A 25,461-nucleotide genomic window follows, 5' to 3' on the forward strand; every position below is an offset into this window, starting at 1 on the left:
CCTTCGGCGCTACGGGAGCACGGCGGTCCCGTCCAGTTCCAGCAGGGCCTCGGTGTCCCAGAGGCGGACCACGCCGACCACGGCCATCGCCGGATAGTCGCGGCCCGCCAGCCGGCGCCAGATCCGGCCCAGCTCCGAGGCGTGGGCGCGGTAGTCCTCCACGTCCACCGCGTACACCGTCACCCGGGCCAGGTCCGAGGGGGCGCCGCCCGCCGCGGCCAGGGCCGCCAGCAGGTTGGCCAGGGCCCGCTCGAACTGCTCCGGCAGGGTCTGCCCCACCACCTTGCCGGAGCCGTCGAGCGCGGTCTGGCCGGCCAGGAACACCAGCCGGCCCCCGGTGGCGGCGACGGCGTGCGAGAAGCCGGTCGCCGGGGAGAGCTCCGGCGGGTTGACCCGCTCCAGGCCGGGGCGCTCGGGGCTCATCGGGCCGCCACCCCCCGGTACAGCTCCTTGGCGATGATGCCGCGCTGGACCTCGCTGGCCCCCTCGTAGATCCTGGGCGCCCGCACCTCCCGGTACAGGTGCTCCAGCAGGTGGCCCCGCCGAAGGGCGGCCGCGCCGTGCAACTGCACGGCGTGGTCGACCACGTACTGGGCCGTCTCCGTCGCGAGGAGCTTGGCCATCGCCGCGCGGCGGGGCACGTCCTGGGCGCCGGCGTCGTGGGCCCCGGCCGCCGCGTAGACCAGCAGCCGGGCGGCCTCGGTCCGGGTGGCCATCTCCGCCACCCGGTGGCCGACCGCCTGGAGGTCGGCCAGCACCCCGCCGAAGGCGGTGCGGCCGGCGGTGTGCGCCAGCGTGGCGTCCAGCGCGGCCCGGGCCATCCCGACCGCGAAGGCCCCCACACTCGGCCGGAACAGGTTCAGGGTCTCCATCGCGACCCGGAAGCCCTGCCCCGGCTCGCCCAGGACGTCCTCCCGGCCCACCGGCACCCCATCGAAGGCCAGCGAGCCGATGGGGTGCGGCGAGAGCATGTCGAGGGCCTCGCCCGTCAGCCCCGGCCGGTCCGCCGGGACCAGGAAGGCGGTGATCCCCTTCGCGCCCGGTGCCTCACCCGTCCGGGCGAAGACGGTGTAGAAATCGGCCTCGGGGGCGTTGGAGATCCAGCATTTGGCCCCCTCCAGCCGCCAGCCGGAGCCGTCCGGGGCGGCCGCCAGGGCCAGGGCGGCCGCGTCGGAGCCCGCGCCCGGCTCGCTCAGCGCGAACGCCGCCACCAGCCGCCCCGCCCGGACCCCCGGCAGCCACCGCTCCCGCTGGGCCGCACTGCCCGAACGGAGCACCGGATGACCCCCGAGGCCCTGGAGCGCCAGGGCCGTCTCCGCCTCGGTGCACCCGTAGGCGAGGGATTCCCGCAACAGGCACAGCTCCAGCGCCCCGGAGCCGAAGACCCGCTCCAGCAGGCCCAGTTCCCCGAGCTCCGCCAGCAGCGGCCGGTTCACCCGGCCGGGCTCGCCCTTCTCGGCCAGTTGCCTCAACCGCCCCTGCGACAGGGCGCGCAACTGCGCACACCATTCCTCTTGTTCCACTCCGAGCGCGAATCCGGCCATCCGAAGGCCCCCAAGTCCCGTCGTGTTCCTCTATCGCGTCCTGTTGACTGCCGTCACCATCACGATACGCTCTGGACAGATCAGCACGGCCGGCTCCACCCCAATCCGGACGTCGCAAGGGGGCGAACCCGCCTTGGAGCTCAAGCCTTCCGCCCACACCGACACTTTCGCGCGCGACCACCTGCCGCCCGCCCACGCCTGGCCGGAGCTCCTCTTCGAGCTGCCCGAACTGGCCTATCCGGACCGGTTGAACTGCGGCACCGAACTCCTCGACGCCACCATCGCCCGGTTCGGACCGGACCGGCCCGCCTTCCGCAGCGGCTCGGGCGAGGTGTGGTCGTACGGGGAGCTGCGCGAGCGCGTCGACCGCCTGGCCCACGCCCTCACCACCGACCTGGGCGTCGTCCCCGGCAACCGGGTCCTGCTGCGCGGGCCCACCGGGCCCTGGCTGGCCGCCTGCTGGCTGGCCGTGATGAAGGCCGGCGCCGTGGCCGTCACCGTCCTGGCCCAGCAGCGCGCCCAGGAGCTGGCGACCGTCTGCGCCATGGCCCGGGTCCGGCACGCCGTCTGCCACACCGACGCCCTCGACGACCTGGCCAAGGCCGAGGTGCCGGGACTGCGGATCACCCCCTACGGCGGGGACACCCCCCACGACCTCCTGCGGCTGGCCGAAGCCCACTCCGGCCCCTACCCCGCCGTCGCGACCTCCGCCGACGACGTGGCCCTCATCGCCTTCACCTCCGGGACCACCGGCCGCCCCAAGGGCTGCATGCACTTCCACCGCGACCTCCTCGCCGTCGCCGACACCTTCTCCCGCACCGTCCTCAGACCCCGCCCCGACGACGTGTTCGCCGGCAGCCCGCCCCTCGGGTTCACCTTCGGCCTCGGCGGACTGGTCGTCTTCCCCCTGCGGGCCGGAGCCTGCGCCCTGCTGCTGGAGGAGGCCGCGCCCCGCCGCCTGCTGCCCGCCCTCGCCGCACACCGCGTCACCGTCCTGTTCACCGCCCCCACCGCCTACCGCTCGATGCTGGACACGCTGGGCCCCTACGACACGGGCGCCTACGACCTGTCCGCGCTGCGCCGCTGCGTCTCCGCCGGCGAGAACCTGCCCGCCGCCACCTGGCAGGCCTGGTACGAGCGCACCGGCCTGCGGATCATCAACGGCATCGGGGCCACCGAACTGCTGCACATCTTCATCTCCGCCGCCGACGAGGACATCCGCCCCGGCACCACCGGCCGGGCCGTCCCCGGCTGGCAGGCCCGCGTGGTGGACCCCTCGGGCCGCCCCGTGCCCGACAACGAGCCCGGCCTGCTGGCCGTGCGCGGGCCGGTCGGCTGCCGCTACCTGGCCGACCCCCGCCAGGGCGAGTACGTCCGGGACGGCTGGAACGTCACCGGCGACACCTACGTCCGCGACCCCGACGGCTACTTCCGCTACGTCGCCCGCGCCGACGACATGATCATCTCCTCGGGCTACAACATCGCGGGCCCGGAGGTGGAGGAGGCGCTGCTGCGCCATCCCGACGTGGCGGAGGTCGCGGTCGTGGGCCGCCCGGACGACCGGCGCGGTCAGATCGTGGTCGCCTACACCGTGCCGCGCGCGGGGGCCGTGCTCACCGAGGAGGCGCTGCGGAGCTTCATGAAGGAGGAGCTCGCCCCCCACAAGTGCCCGCGTTCCTTCGTCTTCCTGCCCGCCCTGCCACGGACCCCCACCGGCAAGCTGCAGCGGTTCCGGCTGCGCGATCTAGAGTGAACCCGTGGTCGAACAGCACACCCCTCGATCCCTGATCGTCACCTTCTACGGAGCCTACGGGCGGTCCTTCGACGGAGCCGTCCCGGTGTCCGCCCTGGTCCGCCTGCTGGGCGCGGCCGGGGTCGACGCGCCCTCCGTCCGTTCCTCGGTGTCCCGGCTCAAACGGCGCGGCTTCCTGGTGCCCGCGAAGGCCGCGGACGGCTCCGCCGGCTACGAGCCCTCCGAGGAGGCCCGGCTGCTGCTGGAGGACGGCGACCGCCGGATCTACGGATCCGTGCCGGTCTCGGCGGAGTGGCTGGTCGCCGTCTTCTCCGTCCCCGAACAGGAGCGGCACAAGCGGCACCTGCTGCGCTCGCGCCTGGCCCGGCTGGGCTTCGGCTCGGTGGCCCCCGGGGTGTGGATCGCACCGGCCCAGCTGGCCGAGGAGACGGAACACACCCTGGAGCGGCTGCACCTGACCGGGTATGTGGAGCTCTTCCGCGGTGCCCACCTCGGTTTCGCTCCGACGGCCGAGGCCGTGGCCCGCTGGTGGGACCTGGCAGCCCTGGCCAAGCAGCACGAGGAGTTCCTCGACCTGCACGAGCCCGCCCTGCGCGCTCTCCAGTCGGGCCCCGCCCCCACCCCCGAGGCCGCCTACCGGGCCTACCTGCCCGCCCTGGACACCTGGCGGCGGCTGCCCTACGCCGACCCCGGGCTGCCGCGGGAGCTGCTTCCCGCGGACTGGCCGGGAGACCGGGCCGCGGCGGTCTTCGCCGAGCTGCACGCCCGGCTGCGCGATGCGGGGGCCCGCTTCGTCCAGCCGTAGGGGGCCGGGGCCCGTCACCCGGGCGGTGGCGGTGGTCGCCTGGTGAGCGCTCATGGTTCCTCCTCGTCCGACGGCCCGCCGGGGCCGGCGGAGCCGGTGTCCTGCTCGCACTCCCCAAGATCCCAGCCCGCCCGCACCCCGCTCCTCCCCCGCGCGGGGGTACCGTCTCCCCCGCCCGGGGGAGCGCACCCGCCCCACCGGGCGCCCCGGGAAAACCCGGTGCGGGCCGCCTCCGGCGCCCGTCACGATGGGGCATGACCTGGACCTTCAGCACCGATCCGGCGGCCTGTCCGGCCACCGCGCGCTCCGCCGTGGCCGCACATCCCGTCGCCAACACCATCCTGCTGAGCGTCATCGACGCCCTGGAGCGGCGCGGCCCGCAGGCCTACGGCGACGCCGAGCCCGTCTTCGGCTGGTGGACCGGGGCCGATGGCGTCGTCGCGGGAGCGGTGCTGCACACCCCGCCGTTCCCCCTGCTGCTCGGCGTCCTGCCCACCGAGGCCGTCGAGGCCCTGGGCGCGGCGCTCTCCTCGGAGCCCCTGCTCACCGGTGTGCGCCAGCTGAACCTCCGCCGCACCGACGCGCGGACCCTGGCGCAGGCCTGGGGCACGCCGACCCGCGTCGTCGAGGAGCTCCGCCTCTACCGGCTCGGCACCCTGAGGGCCCCGGAGCCGGCGCCGGCGGGCCGGGTCCGGCCCGCCACCGAGGCGGACCTGCCGCTGCTGGCGCGGTGGTGCGCGGAGTTCAACCGGGAGTGCGAGGTCCCCGGTGCCCCGTCCGAGGCCTCCCTGCGCGACCGCGTCTCGTACGGCGGGTACCTCCTGTGGGAGCACGGGGGCGGGCCGGTCGCCCTGGCCGGCTTCTTCCGCCCGATCGGCTCCGCCTCCCGCATCGGCCCCGTCTACACCCCGCCCGCCGAACGGCGCCGCGGTTACGCCGCCGGGGTGACGCACGCGGCGAGCGAGGCCGCGTACGCGGCCGGGGCCCGCGAGGTGCTGCTCTTCACCGACCTGGCCAACCCCACCAGCAACGGCGTCTACCGGCGCCTCGGCTTCGTCCCCGTCGAGGACCGCGTCCGGCTGGCCCGCGCCTGAGGCGGCCCCGGTCGGGCGGCGGCCGCTCAGCCCTTCCCGGTGGGCGGTTTGCGGCTGCCCGCCCGGTACGGGGCGGGCCAGGGCGCGCCGGGGCCCTCGTACCCCTGGTCGGCGGCCGCGTGCAGGGTCCAGTGCGGGTCGTACAGGTGCGGACGGCCCAGGGCGCACAGGTCGGCGCGGCCGGCCAGCAGCAGGGAGTTGACGTCGTCCCAGGAGGAGATCGCGCCGACGGCGATGACGGGGACGCCCAGGGCGTTGCGGATCCGGTCGGCGTAGGGGGTCTGGTACGAGCGCCCGTACTCCGGGGCCTCGTCCGCGACCACCTGCCCCGTCGAGACGTCGACGGCGTCGGCCCCGTGCGCGGCGAAGGCGGCGGCGATCCGCTCGGCCTCCTCGGGGGTGGTGCCGCCGGGCGCCCAGTCGGTCGCCGACAGCCGGACCGTCATCGGCCGGTCCTCGGGCCAGACCTCGCGGACGGCGTCGAAGACCTCCAGGGGGAAGCGCAGCCGGTTCTCCAGGGAACCCCCGTAGGCGTCCTCGCGTTGGTTGGTGAGGGGGGAGAGGAAGCCGGACAGCAGGTAGCCGTGGGCGCAGTGCAGTTCCAGCAGGTCGAAGCCGCAGTCGGCGCCGCGCACGGCGGCCGCTGCGAAGTCGGAGCGGATGGCGGCGAGGTCGGCGGTGTCCAGGGCGCGCGGGACGGCGGAGACACCGGGCTTGTAGGGCAGCGCGGAGGGGGCGACGAGCGGCCAGTTGCCGTCGGGGAGCGGCTCGTCCATGCCCTCCCACATGAGCCGGGTCGAGCCCTTGCGGCCGGAGTGGCCGAGCTGGAGGCCGAGGGCGGTGCCGGGCGCGGAGGTGTGGACGAAGTCGGCGATCCGTTTCCAGGCGGCCGCCTGCTCGGACGTCCACAGGCCCGCGCAGCCGGGGGTGATCCGGCCCTCGGCGCTGACGCAGACCATCTCCGTCATGACCAGGCCCGCGCCGCCCAGGGCACGCCCGCCCAGGTGCACCAGGTGGAAGTCGCCCGGCACCCCGTCCACGGCGGAGTACATGTCCATCGGCGAGACGACGACCCGGTTGCGCAGGGTCAGCCCGCGCAGGGTGAACGGGGTGAACATGGGCGGGGTGGCCCGGCCGTCCGGCCCCTGCTGCGGGCAGCCGAACTCGGCCTCCACCGCGCGGGTGAAGCGGGCGTCGCGCAGCCGGAGGTTGTCGTGCGTGACCCGGCGGCTGCGGGTGAGCAGGTTGAAGGCGAACTGGCGGGCGGGCTGGCCGACGTAGCCGCCGATCTCCTCGAACCAGCGCATGCTGGCGGCGGCGGCCCGCTGGGTGCTGGCCACGGCGGGCCTGCGGTCGGCCTCGTAGGCGGCGAGGGCTTCGGGGACCTCGGGGTGCGCGGCGACGGCGTCGGCGAGCGCGAGGGCGTCCTCGACGGCGAGTTTGGTCCCGGAGCCGATGGAGAAGTGGGCCGTGTGGGCGGCGTCGCCGAGCAGGACCACGTTCCCGTGCGACCAGCGTGCGTTGACGACGGTGCGGAACCGGGTCCAGGCGGAGCGGTTGCCGCGCAGCGGCCTGCCCCGCAGCGCCTCGGCGAAGATCTTGGCGCAGCGGGCGGCGGACTCCTCCTCGTCGCACAGGTCGAGGCCGGCCGCCCGCCACACCTCCTCCCGCATCTCGACGATGGCGGTGGAGGAGTCGGCGGAGTACGGGTAGGCGTGCAGCTGCATGACGCCGTGCTCGGTCTCCGCGATCTCGAAGCGGAAGGCGTCGAAGGCGAAGTCGGCGGCGAGCCAGACGTAGCGGCAGCGGCCGGGGGTGACGGTGGGCCGGAAGTACGCGGCGCCGCTCTCCCGGGTGGCGCTGTGCACCCCGTCGGCCGCGACGACCAGGTCGTACGAGCGGGCGAGCTCCCAGGCGTCGGGGGCGGCGGCGCGGAAGCGGAGCCGGACGCCGAGTTCCTCGCAGCGGGCGTGCAGGATCTCCAGGAGCCGGCGCCGGCCGAGGGCGGCGAAGCCGTGGCCGCCGGAGGTCAGCAGCCGGCCCCGGTGGACGACGTCCACGTCGTCCCAGCGGACGAACTCGGCCGCGAGGGCGGCGTGAACGGCCGTGTCGGCCCGTTCGATGCCGCCGAGGGTCTCGTCGGAGAGGACGACGCCGAAGCCGAAGGTGTCGTCGGGGGCGCCCCGCTCCCACAGGTCGACGGAGTGTCCCTGGCGGGCGAGCAGTGCGGCGGCGTAGAGCCCGCCCGGTCCCCCGCCGACGACGGCGACCCGCCTGGCCGCCCCGGGCGCGGACCGGAGCGCGGACTGGGACATGGCCCTACCTCCCCTTCCACTGCGGCGGCCGCTTCCCGGTGAAGGCGGCGTGGAACTCGGCGTAGTCCTGGCCGTGCATCAGCAGGGCCTGGGTGCTGGCGTCCAGTTCCACGGAGGCGGCCAGCGGCATGTCCAGTTCGGCGGTGAGCAGGGCCTTGGTCTGGGCGTGGGCGAGGGCGGGCCCGGCGGCGAGGCGGGTGGCGAGTTCGGCGGCCCGTGCGTCGGCCTTGCCCTCGTCGACGAGTTCGCTGAGCAGGCCGATGCGCTCCGCCTCGGGGGCCCGTACGGGCTCTCCGAGCATCAGGATCCGGGTGGCGTGCCCGAGGCCGACGACCCGGGGCAGCAGGTAGGCGGCGCCCATGTCGCCGCCGGAGAGGCCGACGCGGGTGAAGAGGAAGGCGAAGCGGGCGGTGGGGTCGGCGATGCGGAAGTCGGCGGCGAGGGCGAGGACGGCCCCGGCGCCCGCGGCCACCCCGTGGACGGCGGCGATGACGGGGAAGGGGCATTCGCGGACGGCGCGGACCACCTGGCCGGTCATCCGGTTGAAGTCGAGGAGGTCGGAGGTGTCCATGGCGAGGGTGGCACCGATGATCTCGTCCACGTCCCCGCCGGAGCAGAAGCCGCGGCCCTCGCCGGCCAGGACGAGGGCGCGCACGGAGCGGGTGCGGGAGAGTTCGGCGAGCAGATCGCGCAGGTCGGCGTAGGCGCCGAAGGTGAGCGCGTTCAGCTTCTCGGGGCGGTCGAGGGTGACGGTGGCGATGCCGTCCTGCCGGGTCACCCGCAGGTGGCGCCACCGTTCGGTCGCTGGTGTGGAACCGGTGAAGGGGCTCACGCGTACGACGCTATCACCGACTTGTGACCGCCGTCACGGAAACGCGACAGACGGGTGAGGGCCGCCGTCGGTCCTGCCGCACCGCGGCCCCCGCCACCGCCTTGGTGCCGGGGTGCCCTACGGGGCGCGCGGGCGGCTCCGTATCGTTGAACGCGGGAGTTTTCCGCTGCCCGCACCACCCCCGACGGAACGGACGGTCCGGCCATGCCCGACGCCTCCGCCTGGCGGCTCGCCCTGCCGCACACGGCCGCCGCCGTGCCCATGGCCCGCGCCCTGGTCCGTTCGGCCCTGACGGACACCGGCCCGTCCGCAGACCGCGACACCGCCGAGCTGCTGACCGCCGAACTGGTGGCCAACGCCGTGGCGCACACCACGGCCGGGGCGCCGATCGAACTGGTCGTGCGGACGGGGGCGGACGGCTGCCGGGTGGAGGTCCACGACAGCGATCCGCGGCCGCCCCACGACCTCGTCGCCCCGCCCCACGAGGAGCACCCCGACCCTTGGCGGGAGCACGGCCGCGGCCTGCTGCTGCTCCGTGCGCTGAGCTCCGCCTGCGGCCACCGCCCCACCGCGCGCGGCAAGGCCGTCTGGTTCACCGTGCCGGCCCGCGCGGCGGCGGCCACCGCCTGACCGCCGGACGCGAAAGGCCGCACGGCGGGGGCGTATGACTATGCGGCGGAGGGGGCGACGGGCTTCGCCATCGTCGCGACGAGCACCGCCTTGATCGTGTGCAGCCGGTTCTCCGCCTCGTCGAAGACGACGGAGTGCTCCGACTCGAACACCTCGTCGGACACCTCCAGCCACTCCAGGCCGTGCCGGTCGTGGACCTCCTGAGCCACCTTGGTGCCGAGGTCGTGGTATGCGGGCAGGCAGTGCAGGAACCGCACGTCCGCGTTGCCGGTCGCGCGCAGCACGTCCATGGTGACGGCGTAGGGGGCCAGGGCCGCGATCCGCTCGTCCCAGACCTCCTTGGGCTCGCCCATCGAGACCCACACGTCCGTGGCCACGAAGTCGGCCTGCGCCACGCCCTCCGCGACCTCCTCGGTCAGGGTGATCCGGGCCCCGCTGGACACGGCCAGCTCGCGGGCCCGCGCCACGACCGCCTCGGCCGGCCAGTACTCCTTCGGCGCGACGATGCGCACGTCCATGCCCAGCAGCGCGCCGGTCACCAGGTAGGAGTTGCCCATGTTGAAGCGGGCGTCGCCCAGGTAGGCGAAGGCGATCCGCTCCAGCGGCTTCGCGCAGTGCTCGGTCATGGTGAGCACGTCGGCCAGCATCTGGGTCGGGTGCCAGTCGTCGGTGAGGCCGTTGAAGACGGGCACGCCGGAGGAGGCGGCGAGCTCCTCGACCGCCTGCTGGCTGTCGCCGCGGTACTCGATGCCGTCGAACATCCGGCCGAGCACCCGGGCCGTGTCCCGGACGGTCTCCTTGTGCCCGATCTGGGAGCCGGAGGGGTCGAGGTAGGTGGTGTGGGCACCCTGGTCGGCCGCGGCGACCTCGAAGGCGCAGCGGGTGCGCGTGGAGGTCTTCTCGAAGATCAGCGCGATGTTCTTCCCCCGGAGCCGGCGCTCCTCCGTGCCCGCCTTCTTGGCCGCCTTGAGTGAGGCGGCGAGCTCGACCAGGCCGCGGAACTCGGCGGCGGTGAAGTCGAGCTCCTTGAGGAAACTGCGACCGAAGAGGTCGGTGGCCATCGGGGACTCCAGGGTGACGCTGACAGGGGATTTTGGAAGTCTATACGATCCTCTGCATTCATATACAGTCTGGTGGATCACATGTGCGTCACCGCGCCCGCGATCACCAGCCGGTACCCCCTCAGCCTGCGCTCACCCGGCGTCGCGTTCCACCGGGCAGCTCATGCAGCGCGGCCCGCCGCGGCCCCGCCCCAGCTCGCTGCCGGGGATCTCGATCACCTCGATGCCCTCCTTGCGCAGGTGGGTGTTGGTGGTCACGTTCCGCTCGTAGGCCACGACCACCCCCGGCTCCACGGCCAGCACGTTGCACCCGTCGTCCCACTGCTCGCGCTCGGCCGAGTGGACGTCCTGGCCCGCCGTCAGCACCCGCACCCTGTCCAGGCCCAGCGCCGCCGCGATGGCGCGGTGCATGTGCTCCGGCGGGTGGTCGCTGACCTGGAGCTCGCTCGCCCCCTGCCCCGGGCGGATCGTGTACGAGCGCAGCATGCCCAGCCCCGCGTACTGGGTGAACGTGTCCGCGTCGACCATCGTCATCACCGTGTCCAGGTGCATGAAGGCCCGCCGCTTGGGCAGGTCGAGCGCCACGATGACCGACGCCGACCCGGCCGCGAACAGCCCCCGGGCGAGCATCTCGACCGCCTGCGGGGTGGTCCGCTCGCTCATCCCGATCAGCACGGCGCCGTTGCCGATGACCAGGACGTCGCCGCCCTCGATGGTCGAGGGGTAGTCAGGCTGCCCCTGGGACCAGTAGTGGAAGGGCCCCGAGCCGGTGAAGAGGGGGTGGTGCCGGTAGATCGCCTCGAAGTGCACCGTTTCGCGCTGCCGGGCCGGCCAGCGCATGGCGTTGATGGACACCCCGTCGTAGATCCAGGCGGAGGTGTCTCGGGTGAACAGGTGGTTGGGCAGCGGCCCCAGCAGGAAGCCGTCCATCTCCAGCGCGTGGAAGCGCACCGACACCGGCTCGCTGTGCCGCTCCAGGAACTCCCGCTTGGTCATGCCGCCGACGAGCGCCTCCGCGAGCTCGGCCGAGGTCAGTCCGTCGAAGACCGCGCGCAGGTGGTCGGTGGCGAGCGGCCCGTACTCCTTCTCGTCGAAGACCCGGTCCAGGACGAGGTGGCGCGCCTCGGTGATGTCGAGGGCCTCGCGCAGCAGGTCGCCGAAGAGGTGGACGGCGACGCCCCGGTCGCGCAGCACGTCGGCGAAGCCGTCGTGCTCCTGGCGGGCCCGGCGCACCCACAGCACGTCGTCGAAGAGCAGGGCGTCCTTGTTGCTTGGTGTGAGCCGCTTCAGCTCCAGGTCGGGGCGGTGGAGGATGACGCGGCGAAGCCGCCCGGTCTCGGAGTCGACATGGAATCCCATGCCGTAGACGTACCCAGACCGAACGGCTTTCCGACCCGGCGTCGGGCGCGCGGCTCAGCGCAGGCCGAGAAGCGCCGACGGGGCGCCGATGAGCTCCGGGGCGACCACGCCCAGCTTGGGGGCGGTCAGGTTCGGGATCCCGCGGTTGCCGGCGTCGGGCATGGTCAGCGGGGCGCCGACGACCGCGCCGGGGGTGCGGGTGAGCACGGTGGTCGCCCGCGACTCCAGAGAGCCCTCGCCGTCCGTCTCCTTGGGGCCCAGCAGGTTGGGCACCGGGGAGGCGACCTCGGTCAGCCCGAGGTCGGCGGCGACCGGGACCGCCGGGAGCAGCGGGCTCGGCAGCAGGTCGCCCTTGTGGAGGACCGGCGCCTCGGGGGCGCCGACGACCGGCACCGGGACGGCGGTGGCCACCTTCGGGGTGGGCACGCCCAGCGTGGTGTTCACGGCGTCGAGCGGGACACCCACCGGAACCGAGTCGGCCACGGCCGGGGAGGCCGCGCCGGCCGCGGCCATACAGGTCAAGAGCGCCGCAATGCTTCCGCGCGCGGTCATCTTCATAGGTGACGTTCCGTCCTTCCAGGGTCGCGGACACTCCGCTGCCCTGGATGAACGATCCCGCCGCCCGTTTCCCGGGCCTTCGGCGCGAAAGTTCCCCCATACGACCTAATTCGAGGCCGTACGGGGGCCGCCGCTTTACGCGGTCCTCCCGCGTCACAGCCGGGGGTCGACCGGCTCCGACTCCAGGGCGAGGACGGCGAACACCGCCTCGTGGACCCGCCACAGCGGCTCCTGCGCCGCCAGCCGGTCCAGCGCCTCCAGGCCCAGGGCGTACTCGCGCAGGGCGAGCGAGCGCTTGTGCCCGAGGAACCTCTGGCGCAGCCGCTCCAGCTGGTCGGGGCGGGTGTACTCGGGACCGTAGATGATCCGCAGGTACTCGCGTCCCCGCACCTTCAGCCCCGGCTGGACCAGCCGTCCCCTGCCGTCCCGGGCGTAGGCGGCGAGCGGTTTGACGACCAGTCAGTGGCGGGTTTCCCGGTGGTGCCGGTCGTGCTGATCGTCAGGAACATGCGCTTCAGTATGTGCCGGGGCCTCCCCTCGGCCCACCGGTTTTCCCACCGGCGGCGGCAGCGGGCCGAGGGTGCTGCGGAGTCCGGAGATCCACGGCGGGCCGACCCGGCAACAGCCGCCGATCAGCCGGGCCCCGGCCGCCTGCCAGGCGGCCACGGGCCAGGGGGCCGCAGCCGCGGGCGCGTGCCAGCTGCGGGTTCCGGCCTCCCAGACGGAGCCGTCGTTGGGGTAGGCCAGCAGCGGCTTGTCCGTGACGGACGCGGCCGCCTCCAGCGCGGGCAGTACCTCCGCCGGGTCACAGCAGTTGACGCCGACCGCGATCACCTCGGGGGCGTCGGCGGCGACGGCGAAGGCCTCCGCCAGGGGCTGCCCGGCCCGGGTGCGGCCGCCGGCGACGGTATAGCTCAGCCAGGCCCGCGCCCCCGTGCCGGCCAGCACCCCCAGCAGGGCCTCGGCCTCGTCGGAGTCGGGGAAGGTCTCCAGCGCCAGCACGTCCGGGCCCGCCGCGAGCAGCGCCTCGATCCGGGGGCGGTGGAAGGCGGCCAGCTCCCCGCGGCCGAGCCCGTACCGGCCCCGGTACTCGGAGCCGTCCGCGAGGACCGCCCCGTACGGGCCCACCGAGGCGGCCACCCACACCCCGTGCCCGGCGGCCCGGGCCGCGCGGTCTGCCACCCGCACGGAGCGCTCCAGCAGCGCCGGGTCGCCGGCGATCTGGTAGCTCGCGGTGATCAGCACCTCGGCGCCGGCCCGGGCGTACGCCGTGTGGGCGGCCTCGACCTGGTCCGGACGTTCGGCGAGGACCCGGCCCGTCCACAGGTCGCCGGACAGGTCGCAGCCCTGGTCGGCGAGCTGGTTGCTCAGCCCGCCGTCCAAGAGCAGGGGCCCTCGGGCCAGGGCTTCGGTGAACGGGACGGTCGCTCGGGTCACGGGTCCTGTCTTCCTCGGTGGTGCGGACCGGTCGGGTGGTGCCGGACCGGTCGGGTGGTCGGGCCGGTCGGGTCGGGCCGGTCGGGGGCGGATCAGCCCAGCTGGGGCATGACCTGGGCGGCGATCAGCTCCAGGTGGTCCAGGTCGTCGAGGTCGAGGACCTGGAGGTAGACGCGGGAGGAGCCGATGGCCGCGTAGGTGCCGAGCTTCTCGACCACCTCGGCCGGGGAGCCCGCCAGGCCGTTGGCCTTGAGCTCGTCGACCTCGCGGCCGATGGCGGCGGCTCGCCGGGCGACCTCGGCGTCGTCCTTGCCCACGCACACCACCAGGGCGTTCGAGTAGACGATCTCCTCCGCCTTGCGCCCGGTCTCGGCGGCGGCCTCCCGTACCCGGAAGAACTGCCGGCGGCTGTCCTCGACCGAGGCGAACGGCATGTTGAACTCGTCCGCGTACCGGGCGGCGAGGCGCGGAGAGCGGCGCGCCCCGTGCCCGCCGACGAGGACGGGGACCTTGGCCTGGGCCGGCTTGGGCAGGGCCGGGGAGTTCTCCACCTGGTAGTACGTCCCCCGGTAGTCGAAGGTCGCTCCGGGCGCGGTGGCCCACAGGCCGGTGACGATGGCCAGCTGCTCTTCCAGCCGGGCCATCCGCTCCGCCGGGAAGGGGATCCCGTACGCCTTGTGCTCCTCCTCGAACCAGCCGGCACCCAGGCCGAGTTCCACCCGGCCGCCGGACATGGCATCGACCTGGGCCACCTGGATGGCGAGGACGCCGGGCAGCCGGAAGGTGCCGGCCGTCATCAGCGTGCCCAGCCGGATCCGCCGGGTCTCGCGGGCCAGGCCCGCGAGGGTGATCCAGGCGTCGGTCGGTCCGGGCAGCCCGTCCACGGACCCCATCCGCAGATAGTGGTCCGACCGGAAGAACGCGTCGAAGCCGAGGTCCTCGGTGGCCTTGGCGACGGTCAGGAGGGTGTCGTAGTCGGCGCCCTGCTGCGGCTCGGTGAAAATGCGGAGATCCATGACTCCATCCTGCCCTTCCCTCTCCTCTGCCGGGTGAATCTGCGTCAACCGGGAGGCGCGCCCCCCGCCGCGTCAGTGACCGGCGCCGATGGAGATCGTTGGCTCGGACGGGGCCGGACCGCCCGGCCCGCGCGCCGGCGGCCTCCCGCCGGTACGACCACCGCCCCCTTCCGCACCGGAAGGGCCAGGGCCGAGGAGGCCGCCATGTCCCACGAGTCCGTGCCCGAGTACCCCGGACAGACCGGACAGGCAGCACACGACGACGCACACCAGGAGCCGGCGGTGCCCGCCCAGGGCGGCGCGCCGAAGGGCCTGCTGCAGCAGATGGAGGAGCTGATGGCGGCGCTCAACGCCGACCTGTCGCAGCTCGACGCCGACCTCCAGCACTCCGCGGACCGCACCGCCCCCGCCGAGCCGGTCGCCCCCGCCGCGCCGGTCGCCCCGGGCAGCCGGGCGTACGAGAGCGAGTACCGCTCCGACCGGTCCTTCTGACCTCACCGGGGTCCCGTCGGGCGCGCCGGGACCCCGCCGCCGCACACCCCGCCTCACATCACGCCCGAGGCCGACCCCCGTTCCCGGACCGTCATCCGGCGCAGCAGGGCCCTGACGCGGTCGCTCGACTCGTCTGCCGCGTCGATCGACTCTATGCACTGCCAGTACAGACCCTCGTCGTCCGTCGCGCAGGCCACTCCGACCAGCGCTATCCCGACCTCGCCGAGGAGCGCCTGAAGCCCCAGCAGCGCCTGGCGCACATCGGCCACGCCCGTCAGCTGCGCCGCCCGCGGCGGCTGTTCGGGCACTGCGCCCTCGACGGCTTCCAGGGCCGCCCGGTCTATGGCCCCGCAGCCTCTGCCCCCCGCTTCCCCCAGTCCCCCTGCCTCCGCTCTGAGCTCCGGCGGCCCGGTGACCGCCAGCCAGCTCCCCACCCCCTGGGCGAGCGCCTGGGCCTGCCAGGCCTCGCCCACGATGTCCCACGCGGCCGCGCTCCGTGCCAGCGCGTGCCGACCGGCCGCGATGAGCCGTACCGCATCCATATGCCGTCCCCCGTCCGCACGACATCCCGCCAATCTCCACTACCCAGAGTGAAGGCAACGAGCCAGTAAAGCCAGGGGTATTCGGAAATCTGTGGACACAAACATGGTTGTGGACGACGCCATCACTCCGAAGAGTGACAATCTGGTGTCGATGTCCCGCTCGCCGGGAATCGGTGTTCGTTCCTCTCGATCTTCGCGGCGAGCGCATCCAGCACATCCACCCCTACCACCTCACAGAACTGCAGGAGATACGCCAGCACGTCGGCCACCTCGTCGGTCACCCGGTGTGCCGTTTCCGGCTTTTCCATGATCACTGCTGACTGTTCCGGTGTCAGCCACTGGAAGATCTCGACCAGTTCGGAGGCTTCCACGCTCAGCGCGACGGCCAGGTTCTTGGGCGTGTGGTACGGGGCCCAGTCCCGGGCGGCCGCGAACTCGGCCAGCCGTCGCTGGAGCCGGTAGAGCCGGTCCTCGTGTGGTGGTTCCGGTCCGTCGCCCATGGGTGCAGCACTCATGGGGACAGGTCTACCACTGAGACGCCGGGGACCCCGCGGGCGGTTCCCGCGGTGTCCTCGCCGACCGCCCCCACCAGCCGGACGTGGCCGCGTTCCCCGGACAACAGGGCCAGCCGGAGCAGTTCGGCGGCCTGCGCGCGGTCCAGCCCCCGGTCGAGGCCGTCGGCGAGCACGGTCAGCGCCTGCCGGGCGGCGAGGAGCTCGGCGGCCGGGTCCACGGCCAGCACCCCCGGCCCGGTGAGCAGGACGAGCGCCAGGGCGAGGAAGCGGAGCTCGCCGTCGCCGAGCCGGGCGAGGTCCGTGGGGGGCCGGCCGGCGCCGCGCTCCAGCACGGCCGCCACCAGTCCGCCCGGCGCGTCGTCGCGCGCCTCCAGTCCGTTCACCGGGCCCGCGCACCCGGTCCGCGCCGCCCGGGCCAGCAGCGCGTGCCGGGTGCCGCATTCGTGGCGGGTCCGGCGCAGTACGTCGGCCAGGTTCCCGCAGTCGCCGCGCAGCCGGCCGTCGCCGGGCGGTACGGGCGCCCGCATCAGGCCGGGCCGGGGGTCGCAGGGGAAGACCGCCCGCAGCGCGACCACCACCTGTTCGGCGGCGGCCAGGACCCGCCGCTGGCCGGCCGTCGCCCCGGCGACGCGCAGCGGCAGCAGGGCGGTGCCGAGCCGGTCGTCGGGCAGCGGGGCGCGGGTCATGCCGACGCCGCCGCCGGTCAGCCAGGCGGCCTGCACGGAGCGCCGGCGCGGGTCGCGCAGGGCGGTGGCGAGGAGGACCTGCCCGTCCAGGGAGAGCCGTTCGCCGACGATCCGCGGCGCGGGCTCCGCCTGTACGGCGAGGTCGAGGCGGACGGGACCGGCCGGACCGTCGACGGTGCAGCCGATCCGGAATCCGCGCCGCCCGTCGGCGTCGGGGACGGCCGCCTCGGGCACCAGGGCCGACGGGTCCGGGAAGACCTCGTCCAGGCCGTCGCCGGAGGCGAGCCGGGACAGGGCCGTGTAGGCGGCCAGCGCCTGGGACTTGCCGCTGCCGCTGGGCCCCGTGAACAGGGTCACCGGCCCGAGCGGGAACACCGCCGCGCGGTGCCTTCCGAAGGCGGACAGCCGCAACTCGGTGACGGCGGGCAGCCGGTGCCCGGCCGCCCGGGGTGCGGTCCCTGGCCCCGGGGCGGGGGCGGCGGGCTCGTCGTGGGCTGCTGCGGGTAACGCGCCGGGGGCTGCGGGCCCCGCCGGGTTCAGTGTGGCGTCCATGGGCGGACGGTACGGTCCGCGGGGCCCGGGCCGGGCCCGGCGAACCGTTCCACCGCCGCGACGTTCCTACGATCGGGGGACGGCCGCGGCCGCGATCCCCTCGACCTCGGTTCCGACGGGTGCCAGCAGGAAGACGTTGCGGTCGACCCGGTGCATCCCGCTGCCCAGTCCGAAGACCACCCCGCTGCTGAAGTCGAGGATCCGCTTGGCCACTTCGCTGTCCGCGCCGGTGAGGTCGAGGAGTACGGGGATCTGCGCGATCAGGTACTCCGCCACCTCCCGCGCGTCGGCGAAGATCTGGACCCGGATGACCACGAAGCGTCGCTGCTGTTCCGCCGCGGACGCCCCGGGGGCCTTGGGGATCGTGCGGTGGTCCACCCGGGAGGGCCATTCGTTGCGACTGCGCAGCGGCACCACCTGCGCGAGTCCCTCCCACTGCTCGTCGGTGACGTCGTACCTGCTCACCGGGCCGCCTCGGCCGTGCGCTTCATGTGCATCCCCCCATCCTCTCGCGTTTCACCCGTTCGGCCCAACACCGACACGGAGCACGTAGGGTCGCCGCCACGACCAATGGCGACGAGGTCCGCACGTTACGCGACATCGCGGGCGCCGGTCCCGTCCGGCGTGCCGCGCCCGGGTCGGCCGGGGTGGGGGGTCCAGCGGGTCCGGTCGGGGTCGAGGGCGGCCGCCGCCACCAGGTCGCCGACCGCGTCCGCCGCGCCGTCGCCGAAGAACGCCGCGCGGCCGCGCAGGAGTTGGTCCTGGACCCGTCCGGCGGTGTCGATCGGGCCGCCCTCGGCGGCCTCGACGAGCCCCACCGCCTTCCCGAACGCGCCGGCCGCCAGTGCGGCCCGGGCCGCGGCGAGACCGCGTTCGGCCCGCAGCCGCGGATCGGCCGTCAGGATCGCGGCCTGCTCCGGGAACACCGCCTCGGCAGCGGCCCCGCCCCGGCGCCGGGCCCGCTCCGCGCAGCGCAGCAGGTCGGTCGACGCCTCCTCGTCCGGCCGGGACAGGGACTGCGCGCGGTGCCACGCCCGCCGGTCGGGCGCCGTCAGGGGGCCGGCGGCTTCCGCGAGCGCCGGCGGCGTGGCGATGGATCAGATGACCGAGGCCACCGGAGCGGGCATGGGAGACCTCCTACCGCCGCGGGCGGGCGCGCGCGTCCGGTCGCTGCCCGTGGAGGCCGGCCCGGGGGTACTCACCGATCCACGAATAGGTTAGGTTAGGCATACCTAACCACTTGGCCTCCCGGCCGCTGGACGAGGGAGAGATCCGCATGCGCCTGCCCGGTGCCCCCGCCGCCACGCCCGCCGCCGCGCGGCCCACCGATGCCGAGCGGGTCCGCTCCGTACTGGCCCGCGCCCACTCGATGACGGTGGTCGTCGACGGGGTGCGCCACGAGGTCCGCCACCTCGGCGACGGCGATCCCCTCGCCCGGCTCCACCTGCATCCGGCCGTCCCCGCCCACGGACACTCCGCCTCCCTCCTCGGCGACGGCCGCCCCTCCATCCGGCTGGAGTTCACCGACGTCGCCCCGACCCCGGTGCGTGACCGGGTACGGGCCCGCGTCACCGTCCTGGGCCACCTGCTGACCCCGTACGCCGGCGCGGACACGGCCGACGACTCCGCCGCCACCTGCGTGGAGTACGGCCAGGCGGTCCTGGAGACCGCGGCGGGGACCTCGTACCTCGCACTGGAGGAGCTGGAGGGCGCCCGGCCCGACCCGCTCGCCCCGTACGAGGCGGGCATGCTCACCCACCTCCTCGACGAACACCCCGAACTGGTCACGCTGCTGCTGCGGCTGGTCCGGCCCCGCCCCGCGGCGGGCGTCGTCCGCGTGCTGCCGCTCGCCCTGGACCGGTACGGGATCACCCTGCGGCTGGAGGAGCGCACCGGGCACCGGGACGTGCGGCTGCCCTTCCCGTCCCCACTGGACGACGTCGAGCAGTCGGGCGCGCAGATCCAGGCACTGCTCAGCGCGGCCCGGCGGCGCTCACACCCCAACACCCTGCCCGCCTGAACCCGGCGGGGCCGCCCCCGGGGCGGGGGCGGCGGGGGTCAGGCGCCCTGCGCGGCGTACCGGTTGGCGGGGCGCGGCAGGCCGTAGTGCTCGCGCAGGGTGGTGCCGGTGTACTCGGTACGGAAGAGGCCGCGGCGCTGGAGCACCGGTACGACGTGGTCGACGAAGTCGGTCAGTCCGGTGGGCAGGACGGGCGCCATGATGTTGAACCCGTCGGCGGCCCCCTGGGTGAACCACTCCTCCAGCTGGTCGGCGATCTGCTCGGGGGTGCCGGCGTGCACGCGGTGGCCGCGGCCCGCGCCGAGGCGGGCGATCAGCTCGCGCAGGGTGAGCCCGTCGCGGCGGGCCAGTTCGGCGACGAGCGTGAAGCGGCTCTTGTTGCCGTTGATGTCGCGTTCCTCGGGGAGCTCGGGCAGCGGGCCGTCGAGCGGGAGGCCGGTCAGGTCGGTCCCGAGCATCCCGGAGAGCTGGGCGAGCCCGTACTCGGGGATCTGGAGCTCGGTGAGCTCCTGTTCCAGTGCCTTCGCCTCGGCTTCCGTGGAGCCGATGACGGGGGCGATGCCGGGCAGGACCAGGAGGTCCTCCTCGGCCCTGCCGTACTTGGCGAGGCGGGACTTGAGGTCCTTGTAGAAGGTCTGGCCGTCGGCGAGGGTCTGCTGGGCGGTGAAGACGGCCTCCGCGTACCGCGCGGCGAACTCCTTGCCGTCCTCGGAGGAACCGGCCTGGACGAGCAGCGGTCGGCCCTGCGGCGAGCGGGGCACGTTGAGCGGTCCGGCGACGGAGAAGTGCTCGCCGCGGTGGGCGGCGGGGTGCAGCCTGTCGGTGTCGGCGTAGATGCCGCGCTCCTTGTCGAGGACGATCGCGTCGTCCTCCCAGCTGTCCCAGAGCTTGGTCGCGACGTCGAGGAACTCCCGGGCGCGCTCGTAGCGCAGCGCGTGTGCCAGGTGTTCCTCGCGGTTGAAGTTGCGGGCCTCGTCGACGGTGCCGGAGGTGACGATGTTCCAGCCGGCCCGGCCGCCGCTGATGTGGTCGAGGGAGGCGAACTTGCGGGCCAGGTTGTAGGGCTCGTTGAAGGTGGTGGAGACGGTCGCGATGAGCCCGATGCGCGAGGTGACGGCGGCGATCGCGGAGAGCAGGGTCAGCGGCTCGAACCCGCCGAGGGCGTTGTGGCGGGCCTTGCCCCACAGGGCGACCCCGTCGGCGAAGAAGATCGAGTCGAGCAGGCCGCGTTCGGCGGTGCGGGCCAGTTCCTGGAAGTAGGCCACGTCGGTGATCCGCTCGGGGCTGGCCGCGGGGTGGCGCCAGGCCGCGTCGTGGTGGCCGGCGTTCATCAGGAAGGCGTTGAGGTGGAGGGTGCGGGGTGCGGGCATGTCGGTTCCCTTGGGTGTGGCGGGGGGCGGGTCAGGCGGGGACGCGCCAGAGGCTGAGGCGGCGTTCGACGGCGACCAGGAGCTGGTTGAAGGCCACTCCGATGGCGGAGATCGTGATGATCCCCGCGTACATCTGGGGGATGGCGAAGTTGAACTGCGAGGCGTTGATCAGGTAGCCCAGCCCCGCCTTGGCACCGATCATCTCGGCGGCCACGAGGACCAGGATCGAGACCGCGCCCGCCAGCCGGACGCCGGTGAAGACGGCGGGCACGGAGGCCGGAAGGATCACCTTCTGGAAGAGCCTCGGGGTGGAGAGGTCCATCGAACGGGCCAGCCGGACCAGGGTGGGGTCGGCGTTCCCGACGGCGCTGATGGTGTTCAGCAGGACCGGCCAGACGCAGGCGTAGACGACGATCGACACCTTCGAGGTCTCCCCGATGCCGAGGAGGAGCACGAAGACGGGCAGCAGCGCGAGGGCCGCCGTGTTGCGGAACAGCTCCAGCAGCGGGCCGAGGAAGGCCGCGACCGGGCGGTACCAGCCGATCAGCAGTCCGAGCGGGACGGCGATCACCACGGCGATGGCGAAACCGCCGAGGGAGCGGGTGAGGCTGGCGCGGGTGTGCTCGCCGAGTTGGCCGTCGCCGAGCAGCCCCCACCAGGCCCGGGCCACCTCGCTGAAGGGCGGCAGGAAGGTGGCGTCGACCAGCCCGAGCCGGGGGGCGGCCTCCCACAGCGCGAGCAGGGCGATCACCGCCGCGGACCGCAGCAGTCCGGCCCGCAGCCAGCGCAGCACGGCCCTCGCCGCGGCCCGGGGCCGGGCGCCGGACGCGCCGGGCGCGGGGCCAGCCGGCCGCGGACGGGACCCGGCGGGGCGCGCCGGACGCGCGGGGTCCCGTACGTTCCCGGGCGCGGGAACGGCCTCCGCGGGAACGGCCTCCGCGAGGGCGGGCTCCCCGGGAACGGGCCCCGCGAGGACGGCCTCCGCGGAAACGCGGTCCGCGAGGGCGGGCTCCGCAGGGACCCGGTCCGCGAGGCCGGCCTCCCCGGGGACGCGGTCCGCGAGGACGGGCTCCGCGGGGACCCGGTCCGCGAGGCCGGCCTCCCCGGGAACAGGCCCCGCGGGAACGGGCTCCGCGGGGACGCGGTCCGTGAGGGCGGGTTCCGCGGGGGCCGGCTTCACGGGATGGGCGGGGAGGACGGGAACGGGGGTCTCGGTACTCATACGGCGGCCTCTTCCTTCTCCAGTTGCCGGGCGCGGACCACCTCGTCGTGCAGCAGGGTCCAGATCTCGTGGCGGTGGCGGGCGAACTCCGGGCTGGAGCGCAGGTCCTCGCCCGTGGCCCCGCTGGAGCGGTCCCCGAAGGAGACGGGCACGACCTCCTTGACCCGGCCCGGGCGGGAGGTGACGACGGCCACCCGCTGCCCCAGGTAGACGGCCTCCTCGATGCCGTGCGTGATGAACACGACCGTCTTGCCGGTGCTCTGCCAGATGCGGCGCAGCTCGTCCTGGAGGGACTCTCGGGTCTGCGCGTCGAGCGCGGCGAAGGGCTCGTCCATGAGGAGCACGTCCGGGTCGTACGCCAGGGAGCGGGCGATGGCGACCCGCTGGCGCATTCCGCCGGACAGCTCGTGCGGGTGCCGGTCCTCGAATCCGGCCAGGCCCACCAGTTCCAGGAACTCCCGGGCCCGTGCCGCGCGTTGCCTGCGGGGGACGCCGGTCGCCTCCAGGCCGAACTCGACGTTGCCGAGCGCGGTGCGCCAGGGCAGGAGGGCGTACTGCTGGAAGACGATGCCCCGGTCCAGGCCCGGCCCGGTGACGGGCCGGCCGTCCAGGAGGATCTGCCCGGAGGTGGGGCGGGTCAGGCCGCCGAGGAGGTCCAGGAGGGTGGACTTGCCGCAGCCGCTGGGCCCGACGACCACGAGGAACTCCCCCTCCCCGATCTCCAGGTCGATCCCGTCGAGGGCGGTGAACTCCTCCTTGCCCCTGCCCTTCACGGGGAAGGTCTTGGTCACCGATCGGAACTCGATCTTCGCCATGGCCGGTCAGCCCTTCCCGTACCCGTTGAACTCGTTCGTGTACAGGTCGGACGGCTTCAGCTGCCCGGTCTTGATCTCACCGCGCTCCGCGAGCCAGTCGAGCCAGAGCGTGAACTCCTTGTCCTCGATGCGGCCGCCCGTCTCCGCGACCCCGTAGGACCGCCAGTACTTGAGGGTCGCGGTGTCCTCGTTGCGGCCGCGCTTCTTGATGATCGATTCCATCCGGGCGACGACCTCCTCGCGCGGGGTGGTGCGGGACCACTCGATGGCCTTGGCGACACCGGTGGTGAAGGTGCGGACGGTGTCCGGGTTCTCCTTGATGAAGCGCTGGGTCATCACGTAGGAGCCGGCGCTGAACTTGCCGAGCAGGGCGAAGTCGCTGAACAGCGGGCGTATCCCGCCGGAGGCGAGGGCCTTGTCCCGCAGCACCCCGCCCAGTACGCCCACCTCGATCTGCCGCTGGCGCAGGGCCTGTTCGGTGTTGACGGGCGGCACCACCAGGGCCTCCACCTTGGCCGCGTCGGCCTTGGAGACGCCGCCCCGGCTCAGGTAGATGTCGAGGATGGCCTGGGAGTGCGCGCCCAGGGTGTTCATGCCGACCTTCTTTCCGAGCAGGTCGCGGGCGGAGCGGATCGGGCTGTCCTCCAGGACGTAGTAGCCGCTGAAGACGTCCTGGTCGACGCCGTAGTACGAGACGACCGCCCTGATCGGGGCCTTGCTCGCGGCCAGTTTGACGATCGCCCCGTTGAAGGCGCCGCCGAAGTGGATCTGGCCGGTGGCCGCCGACTGGATGTCCTGCGGGCCGCTGATGGTGTTGCCGACCCACTCCAGGGTGAGGCCGCCGAGGAAACCGAGGTCGGCGGCCAGTTCGGGCAGGGTGACCGCGCCGACGCTCCCCTGGTACTTGAGGGTGGTGACCTGGCCGCCCGGCCGGCCGGACCCGCCGGTGGCGGTGGCGGTGCCGCAGCTCACCGCGGCCGCCGAGATGCCGAGCAGGGTGAGGAACTGGCGCCGGGTGCGGGTGGTCGGGGTGACGGGTGCTGCGGGCATGGCGGGTCCTTGTCGGTGCGGGGTTACGGGGTGGCGGCGAGTGTCGGGGTGGCGGAGCGGAGGGCCTCGGCGAACTCGTCCACGGCCTGGTAGAGGTCCAGCTCCGCCTCGGGGCGCAGTCGGTCCGGACCGTCACCGCGCTCGACGGAGGAGTCCAGGACGAAGCGGCCGGAGGTGACGTGCCGGGCGCCGAGCGCGGCGAGGACGGGGCGCAGGGCGTAGTCGAGGGTCAGGACGTGGGCGAGGCTGCCGCCGGTGGCGAGGGGCAGGATCGTCTTCCCGGCCAGGCCGTCCTGCGGGAGCAGGTCCAGGAAGGCCTTGAGCAGTCCGGTGTAGGAGGCCTTGTAGACCGGGGTCGCGACGACCAGGCCGTCGGCTCCGGCGACGGCCTCCAGGGCGCGGCGGATCTCCGGCTCGCCGCGGCGGGCCGACAGCAGGTCGGCCGCGGGGAGCAGTCGGACGTCGAGGTGGGCGGTGTCGAATCCGGCGTGGTCGAGGCGGCGCAGCACGTGCTGGGCGACGACGACGGTACGGGAGTGGGCGGAGGGGCTGCCGGTGAGGGCGAGCAGTTTGGGCACGGGGGCTCCTCGTGGTTCCGGGTCAGGCGGTGGTGGAGGCTCCGGAGGCGATGCCGAAGGCGGGCTCCGGGACGGCGTCGGGGCTGATCAGTCGGGAGGGCACGCCGTCGGGGCCCACGGGGACGTCGCCGTCGACGGTGACGCGGCGCAGGGTGCGCTCGTGGTCGTCGGAGTCGTCGACTCCGTAGTGCTGGGTGGCCCGGTTGTCCCAGATCGCGACGTCACCGGCCCGCCACTGCCAGCGGACGGTGTTCTCGGGGCTCTCGATGTGGGCCTGGAAGAGGTCGACGAGGGCGCGCGAGTCCCGGCCGGTCAGTCCGGCGATGCGCTGAACGAAGTTGCCGAGGAGGAGGGTGCGTTCGCCGGTCTCCGGGTGGACGCGGACCACCGGGTGCTCGGTGAGGAAGGTGGTGGAGGTGAACACCTCGCGGTACTGGACGAGGGCCTCGGGGAGGGCGTCGGGCTTGAGGGCGGCGTAGTCGTACTCGTTGGAGTGGACGGCGCGCAGGCCGTCGGCGAGGGCGCGCAGCGGAGCCGGCAGGTGGGAGTAGGCGGTGGCGGTGTTGGCCCAGAGGGTGTTTCCGCCGTACGGGGGGATGGTGACGGCGCGGAGGACGGAGAAGGCGGGGTAGGCGGGGACGAAGGTGACGTCGGTGTGCCACTGGTTGGCGCGGGCGCCGTGGTGGGAGTCGATGCCGAGGGCGTAGCGGCCGTCGGCGGAGGGGACGGTGGGGTGCGCGACGGGCGTTCCGAGCAGCCGGGCGAAGGCCTCGTGGCTCGCCTCGTCGAGGTGCTCCTGGCCGCGGAAGAAGACGACCTTGTGGGTGAGGAGGGCGGTGCGGATCTCGCCGACGACGGCGGCGTCGAGCTCGCCGCCGAGGCGGACACCGCCGATCTCGGCGCCGATGCGGCCGCCGAGGCGGGTGACGGTGGGGGCGGTGACGGTGGTCATGGGGACTCCCTGGGATGGGTGGGGCGGGGCGCCGCTGGGCCGGGGCCCTGCGGTGCGGTACGGGGGCGCGCCGGGCCGCCCGAGGTGTGCGGGACGGGGCGGCGCGGGACGGCGCGGGACGGGACGGGGCCGTGACGGCGGGCCCGGCGTGAGCGGGGTCGGTCGGGATCCCGTCACCGGTGCGTGACGGTCCGGGCCGGGGACGGCCGGGCCGGCCGGGCGCGGGCGCCGACGCGGGCGCCGACGCGGGCGCCGACGCGGGC

26 protein-coding genes and 1 pseudogene are annotated in these 25,461 nt (G+C 74.3%); 6 read left to right on the forward strand and 21 right to left on the reverse strand.

The window, feature by feature from the left end:
• Nucleotides 1-9: 9 nt before the first annotated feature.
• Nucleotides 10-423 carry a RidA family protein gene (locus tag WDV06_RS03020; RefSeq protein WP_395508006.1) on the reverse strand — a complete coding sequence of 138 codons (414 nt, stop codon included), beginning with the start codon at nt 421-423 and terminating at the stop codon, nt 10-12.
• The gene (locus WDV06_RS03025; protein WP_395508007.1) at nt 420-1,544 is read right to left on the reverse strand and encodes an acyl-CoA dehydrogenase family protein; all 1,125 of its coding nucleotides are present in this window, start codon (nt 1,542-1,544) and stop codon (nt 420-422) included. The genes WDV06_RS03020 and WDV06_RS03025 overlap by 4 nt, the downstream gene beginning before the upstream one ends.
• Before the next feature lie 133 nt (nt 1,545-1,677).
• Between WDV06_RS03025 and WDV06_RS03030 the strand changes: the two genes are divergently transcribed.
• From WDV06_RS03030 to WDV06_RS03040, 3 genes are all read left to right on the forward strand, one after another.
• Nucleotides 1,678-3,297, forward strand: coding sequence for an AMP-binding protein (locus WDV06_RS03030; RefSeq protein ID WP_395508008.1), 1,620 nt, complete (start codon nt 1,678-1,680; stop codon nt 3,295-3,297).
• A gap of 4 nt (nt 3,298-3,301) precedes the next feature.
• Nucleotides 3,302-4,102: a PaaX family transcriptional regulator gene (locus WDV06_RS03035; protein ID WP_395508009.1), complete on the forward strand. Its 801-nt coding sequence runs from the start codon at nt 3,302-3,304 to the stop codon at nt 4,100-4,102.
• 254 nt (nt 4,103-4,356) lie between these two features.
• Nucleotides 4,357-5,196 carry a GNAT family N-acetyltransferase gene (locus WDV06_RS03040; protein ID WP_395508010.1) on the forward strand — a complete coding sequence of 280 codons (840 nt, stop codon included), beginning with the start codon at nt 4,357-4,359 and terminating at the stop codon, nt 5,194-5,196.
• A 26-nt stretch (nt 5,197-5,222) separates the two neighbouring features.
• Here WDV06_RS03040 and WDV06_RS03045 read toward each other — a convergent pair whose 3' ends face one another.
• Nucleotides 5,223-7,511 carry a bifunctional salicylyl-CoA 5-hydroxylase/oxidoreductase gene (locus WDV06_RS03045; protein WP_395508011.1) on the reverse strand — a complete coding sequence of 763 codons (2,289 nt, stop codon included), beginning with the start codon at nt 7,509-7,511 and terminating at the stop codon, nt 5,223-5,225.
• A 4-nt stretch (nt 7,512-7,515) separates the two neighbouring features.
• Nucleotides 7,516-8,343: an enoyl-CoA hydratase family protein gene (locus WDV06_RS03050; RefSeq protein WP_395508012.1), complete on the reverse strand. Its 828-nt coding sequence runs from the start codon at nt 8,341-8,343 to the stop codon at nt 7,516-7,518.
• A gap of 204 nt (nt 8,344-8,547) precedes the next feature.
• Between WDV06_RS03050 and WDV06_RS03055 the strand changes: the two genes are divergently transcribed.
• The gene (locus tag WDV06_RS03055; RefSeq protein ID WP_395508013.1) at nt 8,548-8,973 is read left to right on the forward strand and encodes an ATP-binding protein; all 426 of its coding nucleotides are present in this window, start codon (nt 8,548-8,550) and stop codon (nt 8,971-8,973) included.
• A gap of 38 nt (nt 8,974-9,011) precedes the next feature.
• On the opposite strand, the gene argF is transcribed toward WDV06_RS03055, so the two are convergent.
• The 6 genes and pseudogenes from argF to WDV06_RS03085 all read right to left on the reverse strand — a co-directional run bounded on the left by argF (nt 9,012) and on the right by WDV06_RS03085 (nt 14,404).
• Entirely contained in the window at nt 9,012-10,034 is a 1,023-nt protein-coding gene (gene argF / locus WDV06_RS03060; protein WP_395508014.1) for an ornithine carbamoyltransferase, read from the reverse strand.
• A 132-nt stretch (nt 10,035-10,166) separates the two neighbouring features.
• Nucleotides 10,167-11,393 carry an arginine deiminase gene (locus tag WDV06_RS03065; protein WP_395508015.1) on the reverse strand — a complete coding sequence of 409 codons (1,227 nt, stop codon included), beginning with the start codon at nt 11,391-11,393 and terminating at the stop codon, nt 10,167-10,169.
• Nucleotides 11,394-11,447: 54 nt separating this feature from the next.
• Nucleotides 11,448-11,945, reverse strand: a complete 498-nt coding sequence (locus WDV06_RS03070) for a hypothetical protein (RefSeq protein WP_395508016.1) — start codon at nt 11,943-11,945, stop codon at nt 11,448-11,450.
• Between the two features lie 159 nt (nt 11,946-12,104).
• A pseudogene (locus tag WDV06_RS03075) lies at nt 12,105-12,410 on the reverse strand (polynucleotide kinase-phosphatase); the annotation flags it as partial.
• Nucleotides 12,411-13,388 carry a homocysteine S-methyltransferase gene (gene mmuM / locus WDV06_RS03080; protein ID WP_395508017.1) on the reverse strand — a complete coding sequence of 326 codons (978 nt, stop codon included), beginning with the start codon at nt 13,386-13,388 and terminating at the stop codon, nt 12,411-12,413.
• A gap of 92 nt (nt 13,389-13,480) precedes the next feature.
• Nucleotides 13,481-14,404 carry an LLM class F420-dependent oxidoreductase gene (locus tag WDV06_RS03085; protein WP_395508018.1) on the reverse strand — a complete coding sequence of 308 codons (924 nt, stop codon included), beginning with the start codon at nt 14,402-14,404 and terminating at the stop codon, nt 13,481-13,483.
• A 204-nt stretch (nt 14,405-14,608) separates the two neighbouring features.
• Here WDV06_RS03085 and WDV06_RS03090 point away from each other — a divergent pair, with 204 nt between their 5' ends.
• Nucleotides 14,609-14,896 carry a hypothetical protein gene (locus WDV06_RS03090; protein ID WP_395508019.1) on the forward strand — a complete coding sequence of 96 codons (288 nt, stop codon included), beginning with the start codon at nt 14,609-14,611 and terminating at the stop codon, nt 14,894-14,896.
• A gap of 53 nt (nt 14,897-14,949) precedes the next feature.
• Here WDV06_RS03090 and WDV06_RS03095 read toward each other — a convergent pair whose 3' ends face one another.
• The 5 genes from WDV06_RS03095 to WDV06_RS03115 form a co-directional block, all read right to left on the reverse strand.
• Nucleotides 14,950-15,438, reverse strand: a complete 489-nt coding sequence (locus WDV06_RS03095) for a DUF6099 family protein (protein ID WP_395508020.1) — start codon at nt 15,436-15,438, stop codon at nt 14,950-14,952.
• A gap of 122 nt (nt 15,439-15,560) precedes the next feature.
• Nucleotides 15,561-15,953: a nucleotide pyrophosphohydrolase gene (locus WDV06_RS03100; protein ID WP_395508021.1), complete on the reverse strand. Its 393-nt coding sequence runs from the start codon at nt 15,951-15,953 to the stop codon at nt 15,561-15,563.
• On the reverse strand, nt 15,950-17,191 hold the full coding sequence (locus tag WDV06_RS03105) for an AAA family ATPase (protein WP_395508022.1): 1,242 nt from the start codon (nt 17,189-17,191) through the stop codon (nt 15,950-15,952). The genes WDV06_RS03100 and WDV06_RS03105 overlap by 4 nt, the downstream gene beginning before the upstream one ends.
• A gap of 66 nt (nt 17,192-17,257) precedes the next feature.
• Nucleotides 17,258-17,656, reverse strand: a complete 399-nt coding sequence (locus tag WDV06_RS03110; protein WP_395508023.1) for a cell division protein SepF — start codon at nt 17,654-17,656, stop codon at nt 17,258-17,260.
• Nucleotides 17,657-17,781: 125 nt separating this feature from the next.
• Nucleotides 17,782-18,117: a hypothetical protein gene (locus WDV06_RS03115; RefSeq protein WP_395508024.1), complete on the reverse strand. Its 336-nt coding sequence runs from the start codon at nt 18,115-18,117 to the stop codon at nt 17,782-17,784.
• 350 nt (nt 18,118-18,467) lie between these two features.
• Between WDV06_RS03115 and WDV06_RS03120 the strand changes: the two genes are divergently transcribed.
• Entirely contained in the window at nt 18,468-19,211 is a 744-nt protein-coding gene (locus tag WDV06_RS03120) for a DUF2470 domain-containing protein (RefSeq protein ID WP_395508025.1), read from the forward strand.
• A 38-nt stretch (nt 19,212-19,249) separates the two neighbouring features.
• On the opposite strand, the gene WDV06_RS03125 is transcribed toward WDV06_RS03120, so the two are convergent.
• The 6 genes from WDV06_RS03125 to WDV06_RS03150 all read right to left on the reverse strand — a co-directional run bounded on the left by WDV06_RS03125 (nt 19,250) and on the right by WDV06_RS03150 (nt 25,198).
• A complete protein-coding gene (locus WDV06_RS03125; RefSeq protein WP_395508026.1) occupies nt 19,250-20,581 on the reverse strand; it encodes an LLM class flavin-dependent oxidoreductase in 1,332 nt (443 codons plus the stop codon).
• A gap of 31 nt (nt 20,582-20,612) precedes the next feature.
• Nucleotides 20,613-21,374, reverse strand: coding sequence for an ABC transporter permease (locus WDV06_RS37310; RefSeq protein WP_463668206.1), 762 nt, complete (start codon nt 21,372-21,374; stop codon nt 20,613-20,615).
• Between the two features lie 425 nt (nt 21,375-21,799).
• The gene (locus tag WDV06_RS03135) at nt 21,800-22,618 is read right to left on the reverse strand and encodes an ABC transporter ATP-binding protein (protein ID WP_395508028.1); all 819 of its coding nucleotides are present in this window, start codon (nt 22,616-22,618) and stop codon (nt 21,800-21,802) included.
• 6 nt (nt 22,619-22,624) lie between these two features.
• Nucleotides 22,625-23,668 (reverse strand): ABC transporter substrate-binding protein, encoded by a 1,044-nt coding sequence (locus WDV06_RS03140; protein WP_395508029.1) that lies wholly within the window; start codon nt 23,666-23,668, stop codon nt 22,625-22,627.
• 23 nt (nt 23,669-23,691) lie between these two features.
• On the reverse strand, nt 23,692-24,246 hold the full coding sequence (gene ssuE, locus WDV06_RS03145; RefSeq protein ID WP_395508030.1) for an NADPH-dependent FMN reductase: 555 nt from the start codon (nt 24,244-24,246) through the stop codon (nt 23,692-23,694).
• A gap of 22 nt (nt 24,247-24,268) precedes the next feature.
• The gene (locus WDV06_RS03150; protein ID WP_395508031.1) at nt 24,269-25,198 is read right to left on the reverse strand and encodes a TauD/TfdA dioxygenase family protein; all 930 of its coding nucleotides are present in this window, start codon (nt 25,196-25,198) and stop codon (nt 24,269-24,271) included.
• Nucleotides 25,199-25,461 lie beyond the last annotated feature (263 nt).

Origin of the sequence: Streptomyces racemochromogenes (assembly GCF_044129415.1) — a bacterium.
In the GTDB taxonomy this organism is placed as follows: Bacteria; Actinomycetota; Actinomycetes; order Streptomycetales; family Streptomycetaceae; genus Streptomyces; species Streptomyces racemochromogenes_A.